Source organism: Rhizobium sp. USDA 4016 (assembly GCF_056279705.1).
Map to the genome: position 1 here is coordinate 1 of NZ_JBWCCY010000004.1, position 18,090 is coordinate 18,090.

Below are 18,090 nucleotides of genomic sequence, written 5' to 3' on the forward strand. Positions count from 1 at the left end.
AGGCCTGGCCGCAAATGGCGAACTTCATCCGGTTCAGGCCGCCTTCAAGGAGCATCACGGGCTCCAGTGCGGATTCTGCACGCCCGGCATGGTGATGACCGCGGTCGACATGATCAATCGTCACGGCGGGCAACTGGATGAACAGACGGTTCGCCAGGAGCTCGAAGGCAACATCTGTCGCTGCACCGGTTATCACAACATCGTCAAGGCCGTGCTTTCCGCCAATGCGGAGATGCATGGCGGCGCCAAGCAGGCTGCCGAGTAACATCTTTCCGGAATTGTCTGGCTGACTGCCGCACACGATGCTCTTTGGCGGAGGGCCAGGCCAAAACCCCATTGGGAGGACATCATGGGTGTCGAAGGAGTTGGTGCACGCGTCGCACGCAAGGAAGACAAGCGGTTCTTAACCGGCAAGGGCCGCTATACGGACGATATGGTCGTGCCCGGCATGAAATACGGCTATTTCGTTCGCAGTCCGCATGCGCATGCCAAAATCAAGAGCATCGATATTTCCGCTGCGAAAGCCATGCCTGGCGTCATCGACGCGCTGGACGGCAAGCAATTGCTCGCTGACGGCATCGGCAACCTCATCTGCGGCTGGATGATCCATTCGAAGGACGGTTCGGCGATGAAAATGGGCGCGTGGCGCCCGTTGGCGGTGGAGACGGTGCGCTATGTGGGCGATGCTGTTGCGATCGTCATAGCGGACTCGCTCGACGAAGCGCGCGACGCGGCAGAAGCGGTCGTTGTCGACTACGAGGAACTGCCGGCTGTGATCAAGGCGGTCGATGCTCTGGAACCCGGTGCGCCGCAAATCCATCCGGAAGCGGCCAATAATCTGATTTTCGACTGGGAGATCGGCGACGCTGCCGCTGCCGACCAGGCAATTGCGCAAGCAGCACATGTGATCGAGGTCGATATCGTCAATAACCGTCTCTCCCCCAATGCGATGGAGCCGCGCGCCGCGCTCGGCATCTACGATGCGGGCGACGACCATTATACCTGCTACACCACCAGCCAGAATCCGCATCTGGCGCGGCTGGTCATGAGCGCTTTCTACAACGTGGCCCCGGAAAACAAGCTGCGGGTCATCGCGCCGGATGTCGGCGGCGGCTTCGGCTCCAAGATCTACATCTATCCGGAGGAGATCGTCTGTCTCTGGGCATCCAAGAAGACCGGCGTGCCGGTGAAATGGACTGCAGACCGCACGGAGGCCTTTCTCACGGATGCGCACGGCCGCGATCATGTCTCCAAGGTCAGGATGGCCTTCGATGCAGACAATCGCATCACGGCACTGAAGGTCGACACGATCGCCAATCTCGGCGCCTACATGTCGCTGTTTTCGTCCTGCGTGCCGACCTACCTCTACGCGACGCTGCTTTCCGGCCAGTACGATATACCGGCAATCCACGCCAATGTGCGTACGGTCTATACCAACACCGCGCCTGTCGACGCCTATCGCGGCGCGGGGCGGCCGGAGGCGACCTATCTCCTCGAGAGGACCATGGAAACGGCGGCGCGCGAGCTCGGCATCTCGCCTGCTGAACTCAGGCGGAAGAATTTCATCCGCTCGTTCCCCCACCAGACGCCGGTCATTTTGAACTACGACGCAGGCGATTATGAAGCTTCGCTCAATGCGGCGATGCAGGCGGCCGATTGGAACGGCTTTGCCGCGCGCAAGGAGGAGGCTAGCCGGCGTGGCATGAAGCGCGGCATCGGCATGAGTTGCTATATAGAGGCATGCGGGCTTGCTCCGTCGCAGGCGGTCGGCTCCCTCGGCGCCGGTGTTGGCCTTTGGGAGTCCGCCGAGGTGCGGGTCAATGCCGTCGGTACCGTGGAGGTCCTGACCGGGTCGCACAGCCACGGGCAGGGACATGAAACGACGTTCGCACAGCTCGTTGCGGGCCGGCTCGGCGTGCCGATCGATAGCATTTCCATCGTTCACGGCGATACCGACAAGGTGCAGATGGGCATGGGTACCTATGGTTCGCGCTCTGGTGCCGTTGGCATGTCGGCCGTCGCCAAGGCGCTCGACAAGGTCGAGGCCAAGGCGAAAAAGATTGCCGCGCACCTCATGGAGGCGGATGAGAGCGATATTGTGATCGAAAACGGCGAGCTGAAGGTGGCGGGCACGGACAAGACGCTGCCGTGGTTCCAGGTAGCGCTTGCCGCCTACACCGCCCACAATCTGCCTGCCGGGATGGAGCCGGGGCTGAAGGAGACGGCCTTCTATGATCCGTCGAACTTCACGTTCCCGGCAGGCTGCTACATCTGCGAGGTCGAAGTCGATCCCGAAACGGGCACGACGAAGATCGTGCAGTTCGTCGCTGCCGACGACTTCGGCAATATCATCAACCCGATGATTGTCGAAGGCCAGGTCCACGGTGGCCTTGCCCAAGGCATCGGCCAGGCGCTGCTTGAAGGCGTTCACTACGACGAGAACGGCCAGCTTTTGACCGCGAGCTATATGGATTACGCCATGCCGCGAGCCGACGACCTGCCATCCTTCGATCTGTCGCATCAAAACACCCCGTGTCCGAGCAACCCGCTGGGCGTCAAGGGCTGCGGCGAGGCGGGCGCGATCGGCTCGCCGCCGGCGCTGATAAACGCGATCACGGATGCGATCGGCAACAACATGCTGACGATGCCCGCCACGCCGCAGAAGGTGTGGACGGCTGCGCAAGCAACCCACTGAGGAGGAACGGCCATGTATCAGACGAATTATCACCGCGCCTCGACAGTCGATGAGGCCGTGAGCATGATCACGGGCGCATCGGAGGGCAAATATGTCTCCGGGGGCATGACTTTGATCGCAACGATGAAGCAACGGCTTGCCGCGCCAAGCGACCTGGTGGATCTACGCCACATTGAGTCGATGAAAGGTATCCAGGTCGAAGGCCGCAAGGTGCGGATCGGCGCGGCATTGACACATGCGGAAGTGGCGTCTTCTGCCGCAATCGGCGCAATCTGCCCCGCCTTGTGCGAACTCGCCGGACGGATCGGCGATCCGCATGTGCGGCATATGGGTACCATCGGCGGTTCAATCGCCAATAACGATCCTGCTGCCGATTATCCGGCTGCGATGCTGGCACTGAATGCCCGTATCGTCACGAATAAACGCGAGATCGCAGCCGACGATTTCTTCACCGGTCTTTTCGAAACGGCGCTTGAGGAGGGTGAACTGATCGCAGCGATCAGCTTCGAGGCGCCGGAGAGGGCCGGCTACGCCAAGTTTCCGAATCCGGCTTCTCGCTATGCCATGACCGGCGTCTTCGTTGCGAAGGGATCGGGCGGCGTGCGCGTCGCCGTCACCGGTGCAGGCTCCAGCGGTGTTTTTCGCCAATCTGCGATGGAGCAGGCGCTGGGCGCCAACTGGTCGCCGGATGCGGTCACGAGCGTCAATGTCGATCCGGCCGCGTTGATGTCGGACCTGCATGCCAGCGCGGAATATCGCGCCAATCTGGTGAAGGTGATGGCGAAGCGCGCCGTTGCCGCAGCGGGCTAACATATCGAGCGGAGCCGGCTTGCCGGCTCCATCAATTGTGCAAGAACGCGCTCCGGATCAGCGAGGTTCGCGCAATTTTTTATCTGGAATCATTCAAAAATATGGGCCATTTGCCGCAGTTGATGCTAAAGCGTGAAGTAAGGGTTGACGCGCGATCGTCCGCTCAGCAAAACCGTCGCGCGATACTGGAGCACATGCATGGATTTCGAAGGATTTTTTAGGAGCGAGCTGGACGGGCTTCACAAGGAAGGTCGCTATCGGGTTTTCGCCGATCTCGAGCGTCATCGCGGCAGCTTTCCACGCGCCACGCGCCACACGGCGGACGGTCAGAAGGACGTCACCGTCTGGTGTTCCAACGACTATCTCGGCATGGGCCAGAACCCGAAGGTGATCGAGGCGATGAAGAACGCCATCGACCACTGTGGCGCGGGTGCGGGAGGCACCCGGAATATCTCTGGCACCAACCACTACCACGTGCTGCTCGAGCGCGAGCTGGCCGACCTGCACGGCAAGGAAGCAGCGCTGATCTTCACCTCCGGCTATGTCTCCAACTGGGCGTCGCTCGGCACGCTCGGCGCCAGGATCCCCGGGCTGATCATCTTCTCCGACGCCCTGAACCATGCCTCGATGATCGAAGGCATCCGCCATGCGAAATGCGGCAAGGTGATCTGGAAGCACAACGACGTCGCCGATCTCGAAGCCAAGCTTGCAGCCGCCGATCCGAAGGCGCCGAAGCTGATCGCCTTCGAATCCGTCTATTCGATGGATGGCGATATCGCGCCGATCAAGGAGATCTGCGATCTCGCCGACAAATATGGCGCGATGACCTATCTCGACGAAGTGCATGCCGTCGGCATGTATGGTCCGCGCGGCGGCGGCATTGCCGAGCGCGAGGGCCTGATGGACCGGCTGACCATCATCGAAGGCACGCTCGGCAAGGCCTTCGGCGTCATGGGCGGCTATATCGCCGCCTCAACGGCGCTGTGCGATTTCATCCGTTCGTTTGCCTCCGGCTTCATCTTCACGACGGCGCTGCCGCCGGCGCTTGCTGCCGGTGCGGTGGCCTCGATCCAGCACCTGAAAGTCAGCCAGTTCGAGCGCGCCCGCCATCAGGACCGGGTGCGCAAACTGAGATCACTGCTTGACCAGCGCGGCATCCCGCATATGCCGAACCCGAGCCACATCGTGCCGGTCTTGGTCGGCGATGCGGCGAAGTGCAAATGGATCTCGGATCTGCTGCTCGACAATTTCGGCGTCTATGTCCAGCCGATCAACTATCCGACGGTGCCGAAGAAGACTGAACGGCTGCGCATCACTCCGACGCCGCTGCATTCCGATGCCGACATCGAACAGCTGGTCGCAGCACTCCATTCCCTCTGGTCGCGCTGCGCGCTCGCAAGGCAGGTCGCGTAAAGTCGATTGGCTTCGTGGTCATCGGGAAGAACAACGCGAGGTCGCCGTCCGGCCGTGGGATAGGATAGGAACGCCGACCGCAACGGGCCGCTCCGTTTCGCCTTTGCTGGCCTTGCTGCCTCCGGCGATACGGATAGCGGATGACCGCTATCGGCATACGCAATTGACAGCCGTTTCGAATTCGGCCAGCAGCGCTTCCGACATGGTGCCATTGCAGTCGCTGCGCTCGTCGTTGCGATTGTGCGCCTGCGGTCGCGCTGGTCGGGAAGAAAGGACCGCCAATCGGCGGCCTGCCGTCAGGCGGCTTTTTCGTTGAGCGCAACCAGTTCGGCAGCAAGCCTGCGGGCTTCAGCGTCGGCGGCAAAGACGTCATCCATCGTGTGCGCGCCGCCCGTGCCGGCCATCCTGTCCATAACGGCTTCGACAATATCGGCCATTTGCAGGAAGCCGATCCGTTCGTCGACGAAGGCATGAAAGGCCACTTCCTCAGCAGCATTCATGATCGCCCCCTGCAAGCCGCCTCGCTCCAATGCCGTGCGCGCAAGCCTGAGAGCGGGGAAACGCATTTCGTCCGGCGCTTCGAAGTCCAGACGAGAGAGCTTTGCGAAATCCAGGCGCTCGACATTCAGCTTCGGCCGGCGCGGATACTCCAACGCATAGCCGATCGCCGTTCGCATATCCGGGCTGCCGAGTTGGGCGATGATGGATCCATCGGTATAACCGACCATGGAATGGACGATAGATTGCGGATGCACGACCACCTCGATCTGGTCCGGGCGGACACTGAAGAGGTGCTTAGCCTCGATCATCTCCAGTGCCTTGTTGAACATCGAGGCACTGCCGATGGAGATTTTCAAGCCCATCGACCAATTCGGATGGGCGCGTGCGGTTGCCGCAGTCACATTCGCCATCTCGGCGCGCGACCAGGTGCGGAATGGGCCGCCTGATGCCGTCAGGATGATCCGTTCGACGGCGTGCCGCTGATTTTCGTCAAGCGACTGGAAGATGGCGCTATGCTCGCTATCGACGGGGATCAACGGCCCGCCGCCCTTCAGCACCGCTTCGACAAAGAGATCGCCTGCTGAAACAAGGCACTCCTTGTTTGCCAGCGCGATCGCCGCACCCTTGCGCGCTGCCGCCAGTGTCGGCACCAGCCCCGCCGTGCCGACGATGGCGGCCATGACCCAGTCCGCTTCGATGTCGGCGGCTTCCGCCAGTCCTTGAGCACCGGCTGCGACCGCGATACCGCTGCCCGAGAGCTCGGCCTTCAGCGATCTGTATTTGCTGTCGCTTGCGGTGACTGCGAGCCGGGCGCCGGTCGATCTTGCCTGCTGCGCAAGAAGCTCAATATTTTCATTTCCGGTCACCACGGAAATTTCATAGCTCTCACGGCCGCCCAGCTGCTGGATGACATCGAGCGTATTTTGTCCGATCGAGCCCGTTGAACCAAAGATGCTGAGGCGCCGCGGCGCGTTTGTGCCGGTCGTCATGCGGTTTTTTTGCCGAAGATTTCCCATTAGCCTCTGGCTCTACAAGGCTTTGAAATGGGCGGCAAGTGTGCAGTGCAGCACTTTTCTACCGTTGAGTGGTTTACACGATGAGCTTGGGATGTGATCCTTATAACAATTCCTGCGGGATTTTAACTCCGCAGTTGTTCTGCAGTCGCCGACGACTGATGTCGCGCTGCATGGCACACGGCATCAGATGCCGGGCCAGTTCACAAATCGGGAGGAGTTGAAAGGATGCGTGGAAGCGCATCAGCGGGTTTTTGCGCGGTGCGCGCTGAGTGTGATTGGATTTGATGACGACGTTGAAGAAAATACTATTGTCGGGCGTATGCCTTCTGGGGGCCCTTCCGGCCAAGGCGGACAATCTTTTGATCTGGGCACCAGTGCGGGTTTCCGAGCAGTCCTACAAGGCGACGATGGGGTTTCGCCTTCCTTTCGAATGGGAAACGAGCGCCGGCGCCGACCTGGCGCTCGCGTCGACCGATGGCGAGGCCATCCAGCCCGGCTCCGAACAGGCGACGTTTTGGGGAAAGATCACAAAGGCGAGCGTCACGCCGGCAGGCAAAGCGCAACAGGATGCAAGCCTCCGGATCGATACGTTGCGCGGCAGTGGTTCGCTGATGCTGAGCCGCTCGCGCAGTTTTATTCTCTCTGACTCGCTCGACCTGCAGACAAGCCGGGCTGTCAGCGTCGGCTACGCTGCCGTCGAAACACGTCAGACGTCGGTGACGGCAACCCAGGCGCTGAAACTGATCTATCCGTGGACTGGAACGTCAATTTCGGCAGGAAGCAGCGTGACGGATTTCGGCAAGGATTTTTCGAGTTCAGTCGGCGTCAGCCAGACTGTTCTTCCGAACCTCAATCTCAATGCTTCGGTCACCGATCCGCTTTCATCGGGACGTTCAGCCAGCGTCAATGTCAACTACCGGGTAAGCTGGTAGGCGATCACGAGACCGACGGCTGCAACAAAGCCGGTTGCCTTTGCGTTTCTCCGCAATCCAACAAGGAGGAACGATCATGGTTTTCAAGAAGGCTACATTCCACGGGAAGCAGCCTGGAATCGAAGCGGTGTCGGTCGATCATGCATCGCTTGAAAGGGCAGTGGCTGGCGCGCTTGCGACAGCTGGCGGCATCGACGCTTCGGACGTCGAAGTAACGGCCGAAGGCGACGACATCGTACTCACCGGCTCGGTTGGTACTGTCGATGAAATCGAACGCGCGACGGCCGTCGCGCGAGACGTTGAGGGCGTAGGTTCTGTTCGGAACCGGATCCTGATTGGTTGAATGCACACGCAGCACCATAAACCAAGACGAAAGATTGGCACTCCGCAGTTGGACTGCTGGAAAGCGGGGCCCACATTGCTTTGAGCTGATTCAGCCGGCAAAGCGCTCGCTAAGGAATACCGAGCCATCGTCTGCGCCGCCAGCGCGGTCGGTCTTTTCTGTGGTGACTGGGCCGGACGACTGATAAGCGATTGCAAGCAACAGGCCACTGATCGCGACGTAAGCAATCACCAGGATGGTCATCTTTGTACGCATGACGAAACACTCCCTGTTTAGCCTTCAACGCCAGCCCTATTTCAAAGTTCCCCATGACGATATCGGGAGCCATTTGCTCGCTGTCGCTTTTCCGCCACTTGTTGGGAGAAAAGCACGCCGACCCGGGCCGATTTAGGCTGCGCCTTCGAAATGTCCGTTTGCGATGTGAGCAGTGTTGGCTGTCCGCAACATGCAACCAAGGCACGGCGCCATGACATGCAGATAGGTGGAGACAGCTTGGATCATTCTTCGATGACGCACGTTATGTGTTTCAGAGTTTGTTCTTCGCCGGCTGAAACCCAATGCCATCACCATAATTTGAGTAAGGAGACCATGATGAAAAAGTCCATTGCGATGATAGTTGCCGCAGCGTCACTGGCTCAAGCCTGCGTGACGGCTGCAAACGCAGCAGACACGATCCGGCGCTACCAAGAGCCAGACGCACGCGGCTACCAGGAGCCGGACGTACGCGGTGGGGTCAAGATTGGCCTTCTGACATGCGATGTCGGTGGAGGCCTCGGCTACGTGCTGGGTTCAGCGAAGGAGGCCGACTGCGTTTTTTCTTCGAGTGTTGGTCAGGAGATTTCCGATCACTATACCGGTGATATCAGGAAACTCGGTGTGGATCTCGGCTTCACGACGCGCAGCCGCCTCATTTGGGCCGTCTTTGCGCCGACTGCCGGCTATCATCGCGGCTCGCTCGGTGGCCTTTATGTCGGCGCCGTGGCTGAAGCCACGCTTGGCGCCGGTGTCGGTGCGAATGTCTTGGTCGGTGGTACCGCTGGGTCGATCCATCTCCAGCCTCTCAGCGTAACAGGCCAGCTCGGTCTCAATATTGCAGCGGCCGGCGCGTCGATGACGCTCACCCCGGCCTGACAAGTTGCGCGCCCCTTTCGTGATGTCGGAAGGGGCGCCAAGCTCGGATGAGGAGTTTGATGTTTGGTTCGGCAAATATAGCAAAAGCGTCCGCTGGAGCATGTAAGGCTCGCGGTCCCGCGCTGTTTATGTCGGCTCGTGGGAAAATCAAAATCGTAAGCGCAACTGGCCAAGCGTGGAATCTTTCGATTTTCCGCGCGCGGGAATCAGCAGCAGCGGCATTAGAAGCCCTTTGCGGCTTCATGTCACGTCCTCAAATGTGCTGATATCGCACTGGCGCCTTACGAATTAGGATATAGTATAGTTAGTTTGATTGGAGCCAAATCGACCGGTGGATGCACATTTTTGTGCATTGCTATAGACGGCCGACAGGTGTCCAATCAATTCACGAAACATATTGATTCTCAACGAAATGTTGTTTCCATTGCGGTGGTACGGCTATTTCGGGAGCCTGTGGCATAAACCTTGAATGGAGGGCCCATGCTGAATGAATCCGTGTTCGATGCGTTTACGCGTAACTATGAAACGCGACGCGAAACTGAGATGTCCATCACAGAATACTTGTCGCTCTGCAAGCAGGAGCCGCTTGCCTATGCCAACGCGACGGAGCGTCTCCTTGCAGCGATAGGCGAACCGGAGGTATTGGACACCGCCAAGGATCTGCGCCTCGGCCGGGTCTTCATGAACAGGACGATCCGGACCTACCCGGCCTTCGCTGGCTTTTACGGCATGGAGGAGACGATCGAGCGTATCGTTTCCTTCTTCACACATGCCGCCCAGGGGCTCGAGGAGCGTAAGCAGATTCTTTATCTGCTCGGTCCGGTCGGCGGCGGCAAGTCGTCGCTAGCTGAACGATTAAAGCAGTTGATGGAAGTCCATCCGATCTTTGTGCTGAAGGCGGGCGAGGAGGTCAGTCCGGTCTTTGAAAGTCCGCTCAGCCTCTTTGATCCAGCCACAATGGGGTCGCTGCTCCTTGAGGAATACGGCATTCCGACGCGGCGGCTGACCGGGCTAATGAGCCCTTGGTGCCTGAAGCGGCTTGACGAGTTCGGTGGCGATATTTCCCAATTCCGCGTCGTCAGAATGCAGCCTTCGCGGTTGCGCCAGATCGCGATCGCCAAGACCGAGCCGGGCGACGAGAACAATCAGGATATTTCTTCGTTGGCGGGCAAGGTCGATATCCGCAAGCTTGAGACCTATTCCCAGAACGATCCGGACGCCTACAGCTATTCCGGCGCGCTCAACCGCGCCAACCAGGGCCTGCTGGAATTCGTCGAGATGTTCAAGGCGCCGATCAAGATGCTGCATCCGCTGCTGACAGCGACGCAGGAGGGAAATTACATTGGTACCGAAAATATCGGCGCCATTCCTTTTTCGGGCATTGTTCTTGCGCATTCCAACGAGGCCGAATGGCAGAGTTTCAAGGCGAACAAGAACAATGAAGCTTTCATCGACCGCATCTGCGTCATCAAGGTGCCGTATTGCCTCCGGGTCACCGAGGAGCAGAAGATCTACGAGAAACTGATCGAAGGGTCGGAACTCGCGGATGCTCCTTGTGCACCGGGGACGCTTAAAATGCTGGCGCGCTTTTCGGTGCTTTCGCGCTTGCGAAAGCATGAAAACTCGACATATTTTTCCAAGATGCGCACCTATGACGGCGAAAGCCTCAAGGAGACCGATCCGCGCGCCCGTAGTGTCCAGGAATATCGGGATGCGGGCGGCGTTGACGAGGGAATGGACGGAATATCGACACGTTTCGCCTTCAAAGTGCTCGCTTCGACCTTTAATCATCACACGAGCGAAGTGGGGGCCGATCCGGTTCATCTGATGTACGTTCTGGAACAGGCGATCCGCCGCGAGCAGTTTCCTGACGAGACCGAGAAACGCTACATGGAGTTCATCAAGGCCGAACTCGCGCCGCGCTATGCGGAGTTCATCGGCAACGAGATTCAGAAAGCCTATCTGGAATCCTATGCGGATTACGGACAGAATCTTTTCGATCGCTACGTGGACTATGCCGATGCCTGGATCGAGGATGTGGACTTCAAGGATCCGGATACCGGCCAGCTTCTCGACCGGGAACTGCTCAATCAGGAGCTGACGAAGATTGAAAAGCCGGCGGGTATCGCCAACCCGAAGGACTTCCGCAACGAAATCGTCAAGTTCTGCTTGAGGTCGCGGGCAAACAACAGCGGGAAAAACCCGTCCTGGACGAGCTATGAAAAGATCAGGGAGGTGATCGAGAAACGCATGTTCTCGCAAGTCGAGGACCTGCTACCAGTTATTTCGTTCGGCACGAAGAAGGACGGCGAAGCCGAAAAGAAACACAGTGAATTCGTTTCGCGCATGACCACGCGCGGCTACACCGAAAGACAGGTTCGGCGCCTAGTGGAATGGTACATGCGCGTTAAGCAGGCAAGTTAACGCTCACGCGGGAGCTATCATGCACATTGTCGACCGCCGGCTGAATCCGCGCGGTAAAAGCTTGGAAAATCGTCAACGGTTTCTTCGGCGCGCGAAAAGCGCCGTGCAGCAGGCGGTGAAACGTTCTCTGCAAAGCCGTAATATTCGGGACGTGCTCGACGGTGGCGAAATCACCCTGCCGATTGACGGCCTGACAGAGCCGGGTTTCCGCCGGGGCGAGGGCGGCATCAGCGATCAAATTCTGCCGGGAAACAGAGCGTTCGTTGAGGGGGACATCATCCCGCGGCCGCCTGGCAGGAGCGGTGGCAGGCCGAAGGAGGCAGGTGAAGGCGACGGCGAGGATGGTTTCCGCTTCGTGCTGACGCGCGAGGAGTTCCTCGACGTCTTTCTTGATGATCTCGAACTGCCCGATCTCGCCAAGCGGCGGCTGACGGAAACCGAGGAAGAAAGCCCTGTGCGGGCCGGTTATTCGGTATCCGGTTCACCGTCCAACATTGCTGTCGGCCGCACGACGCGGATGGCGATGATGCGACGGATCGCGCTTCGCCGCCCGCGCATCCAGGAGATGGAGGCACTTCGGCGCGAGATCGGGGAATGCGAAGACGACGAGAAGCGCCTGGCTCTTGAGGCTAAACTCAAAGCGTTGACGGAAAAAAGCCGGCGCATTCCTTATATCGATCCGCTCGATGTGCGCTATCGCCGCTTCGAAAGCGAGCCGAAACCGGTGGCGAAGGCCGTCATGTTCTGCCTGATGGACGTCTCCGGCTCTATGTCGGAGCATATGAAGGATCTTGCGAAGCGGTTCTACCTGCTGCTCTACCTTTTCCTGTCGCAGCGCTACAAGAAGGTCGAGATCGTCTTCATCCGCCATACGGACAAAGCCGAAGAAGTCGACGAGGAAACCTTCTTCTATGGTCCGGCGACGGGCGGGACGCTGGTATCAAGCGCACTTGCGGCGATGCGCACGATTGTCGCGGCGCGTTTCGATCCGGCAGAGTGGAACATCTATGCCGCCCAGGCTTCCGATGGTGACAACTCCTATTCGGACGGCACCATGACAGGGCAACTGCTGCGTCATGAAATTTTGCCGCTGTGCCAGTATTTCGCCTATATCGAGGTCGGCGAGGAAGACAGCGATTCCTCCGTGTCGCGCTCACCGCTCTGGACGCTTTACGAAGGGATCCGTGCCGAACAGGTGCCCCTGTCCATGCGCAAGGTGTGCCGGCGCAACGAAATATTCCCGGTCTTCCACGATCTCTTCCAGAAACGCGATGCACAGTCGAAGGTGGCGCCATGACGACCACGTCGATGTCAAAGGAGCGGTTGCTGTTTAACGGCGCCGACTGGGATTTTCCAACGCTCCAGCGCGTTCACGACGCCTGCGAGGAGATCGCGCTCGGCGAACTCGGCCTGGATGTCTACCCAAATCAGATCGAGGTCATCACTTCGGAACAGATGCTGGATGCCTACTCATCGACCGGCATGCCGCTCTTCTATCGCCATTGGTCCTTCGGCAAGCATTTCGCCCATCACGAGGCTTTCTACCGTCGCGGCATGCGCGACCTTGCCTATGAAATCGTCATCAACAGTTCGCCCTGCATCTCCTATCTGATGGAGGAAAACTCGGCGACGATGCAGACCTTGGTCATCGCGCACGCCGCTTTCGGACATAATCACTTCTTCAAGAACAACTATCTCTTCCAGCTCTGGACGGATGCCGATGGCATCCTCGACTACCTCAATTTCGCCAAGAGCTACATCGCCCGCTGCGAGGAGCGCTACGGCGAAGTCGAGGTCGAGCGTACGCTCGATGCCGCGCACGCGCTGATGTCGCATGGCGTGCATCGGCACGCCGGCAAGACGAAGGTCGACCTTCGAGACGAGGAGCGGCGGGAGCAGGAGCGCCGCGTCCACGAAGAGCAGGTGTTCAACGATCTTTGGCGCACTGTTCCCGCCGGCAAGAAGCGCACGGCAGCCGATGTCGGCCTGGAGAAGCGGCGCCTCGCCCTTGGCCTTCCTCAGGACAACATCCTCTATTTCCTCGAAAAATCAGCGCCATTGCTGCAGCCATGGCAGCGTGAGATTTTGCGCATCGTCCGCCATGTCGCGCAGTATTTTCACCCGCAGCGCCAGACCAAGGTGATGAACGAGGGAACGGCCACCTACGTCCACTACCGGATCATGAACAGGCTTCATGAGCGCGGGCAGATCAGCGACGGAAACTTCCTCGAATTCCTGAAATCACATGCCAATGTCGTGTTCCAGCCCAACTACGACGATCGTCGTTTCTCGGGCTTCAATCCCTATGCGCTGGGTTTTGCAATGATGCAGGATATCGAGCGGATCGTGACGGCACCGACGGAAGAGGACAGGGCGTGGTTCCCGGACATTGCCGGAAAAGGCGATGCAATGTCCGTGCTGCGTGACATCTGGGCCGATTATCGGGACGAGAGTTTCATCAATCAGTTCCTGAGCCCCAACCTGATCCGCCAGTTGCGCCTTTTCCATCTTTACGACGACCCTGAGCAGGAAGAAGGAATTCTGGTTTCGGCAATCCACGACGAACGCGGCTATCGGCGCATCCGCCGTCAGCTTTCCCGCGAATACGACATCGGCTGGATCGACCCGGGAATAGACATCGTCGATGTCGATCTTGCCGGTGACCGCCGCCTTCTCTTGCGCCACAATGTCACGAACGATTGGTTTCTTCAGGAGGCCGATACGAAGCTTGTCCTGCAGCATCTCGCCAATCTTTGGGGCTATGAGGTCTTGCTTCAGGAAATCGATAGTTCAAATGAAGTGGTGAAGGAACACACCGCCAGCCCTCGCAAGCCCCTTCAGTGAGGCACTATCCGCATTGAGGGCTTCCTCGGAATGTTTTGGTGATCCCGGCGCGATTCGAACGCGCGACCCCCAGATTAGGAATCTGATGCTCTATCCTGCTGAGCTACGGGACCACTCCGTGCCATGCATACAAAAGGCTTGGCGGGAAGCCAAGCTTTTTTGAGACTCTTATCGAGTATAGATTTTCACGCGCCCAAACGCTGTTCGGCAAGGCGGACCCAATAAGAGATGCCGTGGGCAATGACTTCGTCGTTAAAATCATAGGCCGGATTATGAAGGCCTGCGCTGTCGCCGTTGCCGATGAAGATGAAAGCGCCGGGACGGGCGTTGAGCATGTAGGAGAAATCCTCGCCTCCCATCATCGGATCGATTTCAGAATTGACGTTTGCGGCGCCCGCTATGTCGCTGGCGATGGCAATCGCATGGGTGGTCTCCGTGGCATGGTTGACGGTGACGGGATAGTTGCGGTGGAAACTGATATCGGCCTGCGCGCCATGGGCAGCGGCTAGGCCGTTGATGATCTGCTTCAGGCGTGTTTCCGCCAGATCACGGACTTCGGCGTCGAGCGTGCGGATCGTGCCGGCGATCTGCGCATCATTCGGAATGACGTTGTGGGCGAAACCCGCATTGAACTTGGTAACCGAGACGACGACAGAACGCAGGGGATCGGCGCTGCGCGAAGCGATCATCTGCAGGTTGGTGACGATCTGCGCACCGATCGCGATCGGGTCGATCGTCCGGTGCGGCTGGGCGGCATGACCGCCGAGGCCCTTGATCGTCACCGTGAACTCGTCCGTTGCCGCCATGATCGCGCCTTGGCGGATGGCGAACTGCCCGACGGGAAGGCCCGGCAGATTATGCATCCCGTAGACCTCCTCGATACTGAAGCGCTCCATCATGCCGTCCTGGACCATCAGGTTGCCGCCACCGCCGCCCTCTTCGGCCGGCTGGAAGATTACGGCGATGTTGCCGTTGAAGTTGCGGGTCTCGGCAAGATATTTCGCGGCGCCGAGCAGCATTGCCGTGTGGCCGTCATGTCCGCAGGCATGCATCTTTCCGGGCGTCGTCGAGGCCCAGGGCTTGCCGGTGATCTCCGTCAGCGGCAGGGCGTCCATGTCGGCGCGGAGGCCGATCGTACGGCTGCCCTCTCCCTTGCCCTTGATCAGGCCGACCACGCCGGTGCGGCCGATGCCGGTCACAATTTCGTCAACGCCGAACTCCCTGAGCTTGCCGGCAACGAAGGCCGCCGTGTTTTCGACCGCGAAAAGAAGCTCCGGCCGGGCGTGGATATAGCGGCGCCATTCGGCCACTTCGGCTTGCATTTCAGCGGCTCTGTTCAAAATCGGCATACGTAGCTTCCTGTCGCGAAATCGGGTTGTCCGGCGGCTTGCGCAATGCTGCGCCGCGGAAATAACTTATTCAATGACCTTTGCCATGTCATGGCCATATAAGCTAAATAGGTGAAGCTTTCGAGATTTCCGGACATCTTAGGGACGAACCGTGTCAACGCGCCAGAAACGTTTGATTTCACTCGCAGCCACCGCTACCGCCGCTTTTTTCTTCTCGGTTCCGCTGGCGCAGGCCAATCCGCATATCCTCGTCGATGTCCAAAGTGGCCGCGTGCTGGAGCATGAGGAAGCCTTTCGCAAATGGTACCCGGCATCGCTGACGAAGCTGATGACGGCCTATACGGTGTTCAACGCAATCCGCGCCGGCGAGATCAGCCTCGAAACGCCGATCGTCATCAGCAAGCAGGCGGCTGCCCAGCCGGCTGCGAAAATGTATTACAAGCCGGGGCAGAAGCTGACGCTCGACAGCGCGTTGAAGATCCTCATGATCAAGTCGGCGAATGACGTCGCGGTTGCCGTGGCAGAGGCCGTCGCTGGTACCCAGAATGCCTTTGTCCTGCGCATGAATTCCGATGCAGCAAAGCTCGGCATGTCGGATTCGCATTTTGTCAATCCGAACGGCCTGCCAGGCAGGGGCCAATATACGACGGCGCGCGATCTCGCAGTCCTGACGGTCGCGTTACGGCGTGACTTCCCGCAATATGCGGGCTATTTCGCTCTTGAAGGCTTTACCAACGGCAAGACGAACACGCCGAATATCAATCTGCTGATCGGCCGTTTCGCCGGTGCGGACGGCATGAAGACCGGTTTCATCTGCGCGTCGGGCTTCAACCAGATCGGTTCGGCGACCCGTAACGGCCGCACCATCATTTCGGTCGTTCTGGGCACAGACAGCCTCGCGGCGCGTGCGGATGCGACGGCGAACCTGTTGCAGAAGGGCTTTACGGCACAGTTTCCCGCAGTCGATACCTTGGGTTCGTTGAAACCCTACGGACTGGGGCAGGATCAGGTCACCGACGTGAGCGCCGATATCTGCAGCGCCAAGGGTGCCAAGGTGCGCAGCGAAACGCGCGACGAGGTCGGCCGCATGAAAGTGCAGTCGCCCTATATCCAGGAAATGGATCACGAGCCGCGTTACGTCTTTGCCGGCCTCATTCCCGGCCAGGAAGTCCAGCCGGACAAGATGGCAAAGGCCGAGGCAATCGGCGACCTTGCCAATGTGCCGGTACCGCTGCCGCGCCCGACGTCCTTCTAAGGCAAAGAAAATGAGCAGTCATCACGACACAATCCCGGTCACGATCCTGACCGGCTTTCTTGGCGCCGGTAAGTCAACCTTGCTGAACCGCATCCTCAAGGATCCGGCGATGAAGGATGCCGCAGTTATCATCAACGAATTCGGCGATGTCGGCATCGACCATCTGCTCGTCGAAAGCTCGGGCGATGCGATCATCGAGCTTTCTGACGGCTGCCTTTGCTGCACGGTGCGCGGCGAGCTCGTCGATACGCTGGCGAACCTCATGGATGCGGTGCAGACCGGCCGGGTCAAGCCCGTGAAACGTGTCGTGATCGAGACTACCGGCCTTGCCGATCCGGCGCCGGTCATGCAGGCGATCATGGGCAACCCGATTATCGCCACCAATTTTGAGCTCGACGGCGTTGTCACGGTCGTTGACGCAGTCAATGGTCTTCAGACGCTCACCAATCATGAGGAGGCGCGCCGGCAAGTCGCAGTCGCCGATCGCCTCATCGTGTCGAAGCAGGCGATGGCATCCGCCGAGCTGTTGCCGGTGCTGGAGGCTCGGCTGCGTCACCTCAATCCGCGCGCGGTGCCGATGGATGCTGACAGCGCGCCCGCCGGTAGCGCGGAGATTTTCGTAAACGGTCTATACAACCCGGCAACGAAGATCGCCGACGTCAGCCGCTGGCTTCGCGACGAAGACGAGCATGATGACCATCACCATCATGGCCACGATCACCACCACCATCATGGTCATGACCACCAAGATCCCCATGATGTGAACCGTCACGATGCGTCGATCCGGTCCTTCTCGATTGTCGAAGACAAGCCGATCGAGCCGATGGCGCTCGAGATGTTCATCGACCTGTTGCGCTCCGCGCATGGCGAAAAGCTGCTGCGCATGAAGGCCATCGTTGCCGTTTCGGACAGGCCGGAGAGGCCTCTGGTCCTGCATGGCGTGCAGAATATCTTTCACCCGCCGGTGCGCCTTGCGGCCTGGCCGGATCCGGTCGACCGGCGCACGCGCATGGTACTGATCACCAAGGATCTGCCGGAAGATTTCGTGAAGAACCTCTTCGATGCATTCCTCGGGAAGCCGCGGATCGACACGCCCGATCGCGCGGCTCTCAACGACAATCCGCTCGCCATTCCTGGCATGAAGATCTGAGATTATCGCTTGCGGATCAGGAAACGGTGACCGGTTTCGGTTTTCACCGTTTCCAGTAACGCGTGGCCGTCTTCCTTACAGAAATGAGGGATGTCGATCCCAGCCAGCGGGTCGGTCGTTTCTACCCGAATCAGCGCGCCGCTTGTCATGGAAGAAAGCTTGCGGCGGGTCTTCAGCACGGGTAGGGGGCATTTCAGGCCGCGCAGGTCATAGGAAAAGGCGTCCAA

Annotated in this window: 16 protein-coding genes and 1 tRNA gene; 12 read left to right on the forward strand and 5 right to left on the reverse strand. The window is 59.3% G+C overall.

Annotation, left to right across the window (positions count from 1 at the left end):
• The 4 genes from ACZ9DP_RS15260 to hemA form a co-directional block, all read left to right on the forward strand.
• A partial coding sequence (locus tag ACZ9DP_RS15260) for a (2Fe-2S)-binding protein (RefSeq protein WP_476202796.1) occupies window positions 1-265 on the forward strand: 265 nt, incomplete at its 5' end.
• 84 nt (window positions 266-349) lie between these two features.
• On the forward strand, window positions 350-2,695 hold the full coding sequence (locus tag ACZ9DP_RS15265; protein WP_476202797.1) for a xanthine dehydrogenase family protein molybdopterin-binding subunit: 2,346 nt from the start codon (window positions 350-352) through the stop codon (window positions 2,693-2,695).
• A 12-nt stretch (window positions 2,696-2,707) separates the two neighbouring features.
• On the forward strand, window positions 2,708-3,505 hold the full coding sequence (locus ACZ9DP_RS15270) for an FAD binding domain-containing protein (protein WP_476202799.1): 798 nt from the start codon (window positions 2,708-2,710) through the stop codon (window positions 3,503-3,505).
• 198 nt (window positions 3,506-3,703) lie between these two features.
• A complete protein-coding gene (gene hemA / locus ACZ9DP_RS15275) occupies window positions 3,704-4,918 on the forward strand; it encodes a 5-aminolevulinate synthase (RefSeq protein WP_074069874.1) in 1,215 nt (404 codons plus the stop codon).
• A gap of 296 nt (window positions 4,919-5,214) precedes the next feature.
• On the opposite strand, the gene dxr is transcribed toward hemA, so the two are convergent.
• A complete protein-coding gene (gene dxr, locus ACZ9DP_RS15280) occupies window positions 5,215-6,408 on the reverse strand; it encodes a 1-deoxy-D-xylulose-5-phosphate reductoisomerase (RefSeq protein ID WP_476202800.1) in 1,194 nt (397 codons plus the stop codon).
• A gap of 311 nt (window positions 6,409-6,719) precedes the next feature.
• Between dxr and ACZ9DP_RS15285 the strand changes: the two genes are divergently transcribed.
• Together ACZ9DP_RS15285 and ACZ9DP_RS15290 are read left to right on the forward strand one after the other, a co-directional pair.
• Window positions 6,720-7,367 carry a hypothetical protein gene (locus tag ACZ9DP_RS15285; protein ID WP_239596658.1) on the forward strand — a complete coding sequence of 216 codons (648 nt, stop codon included), beginning with the start codon at window positions 6,720-6,722 and terminating at the stop codon, window positions 7,365-7,367.
• 76 nt (window positions 7,368-7,443) lie between these two features.
• Window positions 7,444-7,710, forward strand: a complete 267-nt coding sequence (locus tag ACZ9DP_RS15290) for a BON domain-containing protein (RefSeq protein ID WP_476202803.1) — start codon at window positions 7,444-7,446, stop codon at window positions 7,708-7,710.
• Between the two features lie 90 nt (window positions 7,711-7,800).
• Here ACZ9DP_RS15290 and ACZ9DP_RS15295 read toward each other — a convergent pair whose 3' ends face one another.
• The gene (locus ACZ9DP_RS15295) at window positions 7,801-7,965 is read right to left on the reverse strand and encodes a hypothetical protein (RefSeq protein WP_476202805.1); all 165 of its coding nucleotides are present in this window, start codon (window positions 7,963-7,965) and stop codon (window positions 7,801-7,803) included.
• A gap of 336 nt (window positions 7,966-8,301) precedes the next feature.
• Here ACZ9DP_RS15295 and ACZ9DP_RS15300 point away from each other — a divergent pair, with 336 nt between their 5' ends.
• The 4 genes from ACZ9DP_RS15300 to ACZ9DP_RS15315 all read left to right on the forward strand — a co-directional run bounded on the left by ACZ9DP_RS15300 (window position 8,302) and on the right by ACZ9DP_RS15315 (window position 14,109).
• Window positions 8,302-8,841, forward strand: a complete 540-nt coding sequence (locus ACZ9DP_RS15300) for a DUF992 domain-containing protein (protein WP_194730247.1) — start codon at window positions 8,302-8,304, stop codon at window positions 8,839-8,841.
• A 480-nt stretch (window positions 8,842-9,321) separates the two neighbouring features.
• Complete coding sequence (locus ACZ9DP_RS15305; protein ID WP_074069869.1) at window positions 9,322-11,265, forward strand: PrkA family serine protein kinase; 1,944 nt, start codon at window positions 9,322-9,324, stop codon at window positions 11,263-11,265.
• A gap of 19 nt (window positions 11,266-11,284) precedes the next feature.
• Window positions 11,285-12,562 (forward strand): YeaH/YhbH family protein, encoded by a 1,278-nt coding sequence (locus tag ACZ9DP_RS15310; protein ID WP_039846312.1) that lies wholly within the window; start codon window positions 11,285-11,287, stop codon window positions 12,560-12,562.
• Window positions 12,559-14,109 carry a SpoVR family protein gene (locus tag ACZ9DP_RS15315; protein ID WP_194728348.1) on the forward strand — a complete coding sequence of 517 codons (1,551 nt, stop codon included), beginning with the start codon at window positions 12,559-12,561 and terminating at the stop codon, window positions 14,107-14,109. The genes ACZ9DP_RS15310 and ACZ9DP_RS15315 overlap by 4 nt, the downstream gene beginning before the upstream one ends.
• Window positions 14,110-14,145: 36 nt before the next feature.
• On the opposite strand, the gene ACZ9DP_RS15320 is transcribed toward ACZ9DP_RS15315, so the two are convergent.
• A tRNA-Arg gene (locus ACZ9DP_RS15320) sits at window positions 14,146-14,222 on the reverse strand.
• 72 nt (window positions 14,223-14,294) lie between these two features.
• Complete coding sequence (locus ACZ9DP_RS15325) at window positions 14,295-15,458, reverse strand: M20 aminoacylase family protein (RefSeq protein ID WP_239596662.1); 1,164 nt, start codon at window positions 15,456-15,458, stop codon at window positions 14,295-14,297.
• A 151-nt stretch (window positions 15,459-15,609) separates the two neighbouring features.
• Here ACZ9DP_RS15325 and ACZ9DP_RS15330 point away from each other — a divergent pair, with 151 nt between their 5' ends.
• A complete protein-coding gene (locus tag ACZ9DP_RS15330) occupies window positions 15,610-16,713 on the forward strand; it encodes a D-alanyl-D-alanine carboxypeptidase family protein (protein WP_476202807.1) in 1,104 nt (367 codons plus the stop codon).
• 10 nt (window positions 16,714-16,723) lie between these two features.
• Complete coding sequence (locus ACZ9DP_RS15335; RefSeq protein WP_476202808.1) at window positions 16,724-17,863, forward strand: CobW family GTP-binding protein; 1,140 nt, start codon at window positions 16,724-16,726, stop codon at window positions 17,861-17,863.
• Window positions 17,864-17,865: 2 nt separating this feature from the next.
• On the opposite strand, the gene ACZ9DP_RS15340 is transcribed toward ACZ9DP_RS15335, so the two are convergent.
• Window positions 17,866-18,090 carry a sulfurtransferase TusA family protein gene (locus tag ACZ9DP_RS15340; protein ID WP_039846307.1) on the reverse strand — a complete coding sequence of 75 codons (225 nt, stop codon included), beginning with the start codon at window positions 18,088-18,090 and terminating at the stop codon, window positions 17,866-17,868.

Excerpts from the sequence above, each read along its gene's own strand:
- ACZ9DP_RS15265 (WP_476202797.1), top strand. The coding sequence starts at position 350 with ATGGGTGTCGAAGGAGTTGGTGCACGCGTCGCACGCAAGGAAGACAAG.
- ACZ9DP_RS15270 (WP_476202799.1), top strand. The coding sequence starts at position 2,708 with ATGTATCAGACGAATTATCACCGCGCCTCGACAGTCGATGAGGCCGTG.
- hemA (WP_074069874.1), top strand. The coding sequence starts at position 3,704 with ATGGATTTCGAAGGATTTTTTAGGAGCGAGCTGGACGGGCTTCACAAG.
- dxr (WP_476202800.1), bottom strand. The coding sequence starts at position 6,408 with ATGACGACCGGCACAAACGCGCCGCGGCGCCTCAGCATCTTTGGTTCA.
- ACZ9DP_RS15285 (WP_239596658.1), top strand. The coding sequence starts at position 6,720 with ATGACGACGTTGAAGAAAATACTATTGTCGGGCGTATGCCTTCTGGGG.
- ACZ9DP_RS15290 (WP_476202803.1), top strand. The coding sequence starts at position 7,444 with ATGGTTTTCAAGAAGGCTACATTCCACGGGAAGCAGCCTGGAATCGAA.
- ACZ9DP_RS15295 (WP_476202805.1), bottom strand. The coding sequence starts at position 7,965 with ATGCGTACAAAGATGACCATCCTGGTGATTGCTTACGTCGCGATCAGT.
- ACZ9DP_RS15300 (WP_194730247.1), top strand. The coding sequence starts at position 8,302 with ATGAAAAAGTCCATTGCGATGATAGTTGCCGCAGCGTCACTGGCTCAA.
- ACZ9DP_RS15305 (WP_074069869.1), top strand. The coding sequence starts at position 9,322 with ATGCTGAATGAATCCGTGTTCGATGCGTTTACGCGTAACTATGAAACG.
- ACZ9DP_RS15310 (WP_039846312.1), top strand. The coding sequence starts at position 11,285 with ATGCACATTGTCGACCGCCGGCTGAATCCGCGCGGTAAAAGCTTGGAA.
- ACZ9DP_RS15315 (WP_194728348.1), top strand. The coding sequence starts at position 12,559 with ATGACGACCACGTCGATGTCAAAGGAGCGGTTGCTGTTTAACGGCGCC.
- ACZ9DP_RS15325 (WP_239596662.1), bottom strand. The coding sequence starts at position 15,458 with ATGCCGATTTTGAACAGAGCCGCTGAAATGCAAGCCGAAGTGGCCGAA.
- ACZ9DP_RS15335 (WP_476202808.1), top strand. The coding sequence starts at position 16,724 with ATGAGCAGTCATCACGACACAATCCCGGTCACGATCCTGACCGGCTTT.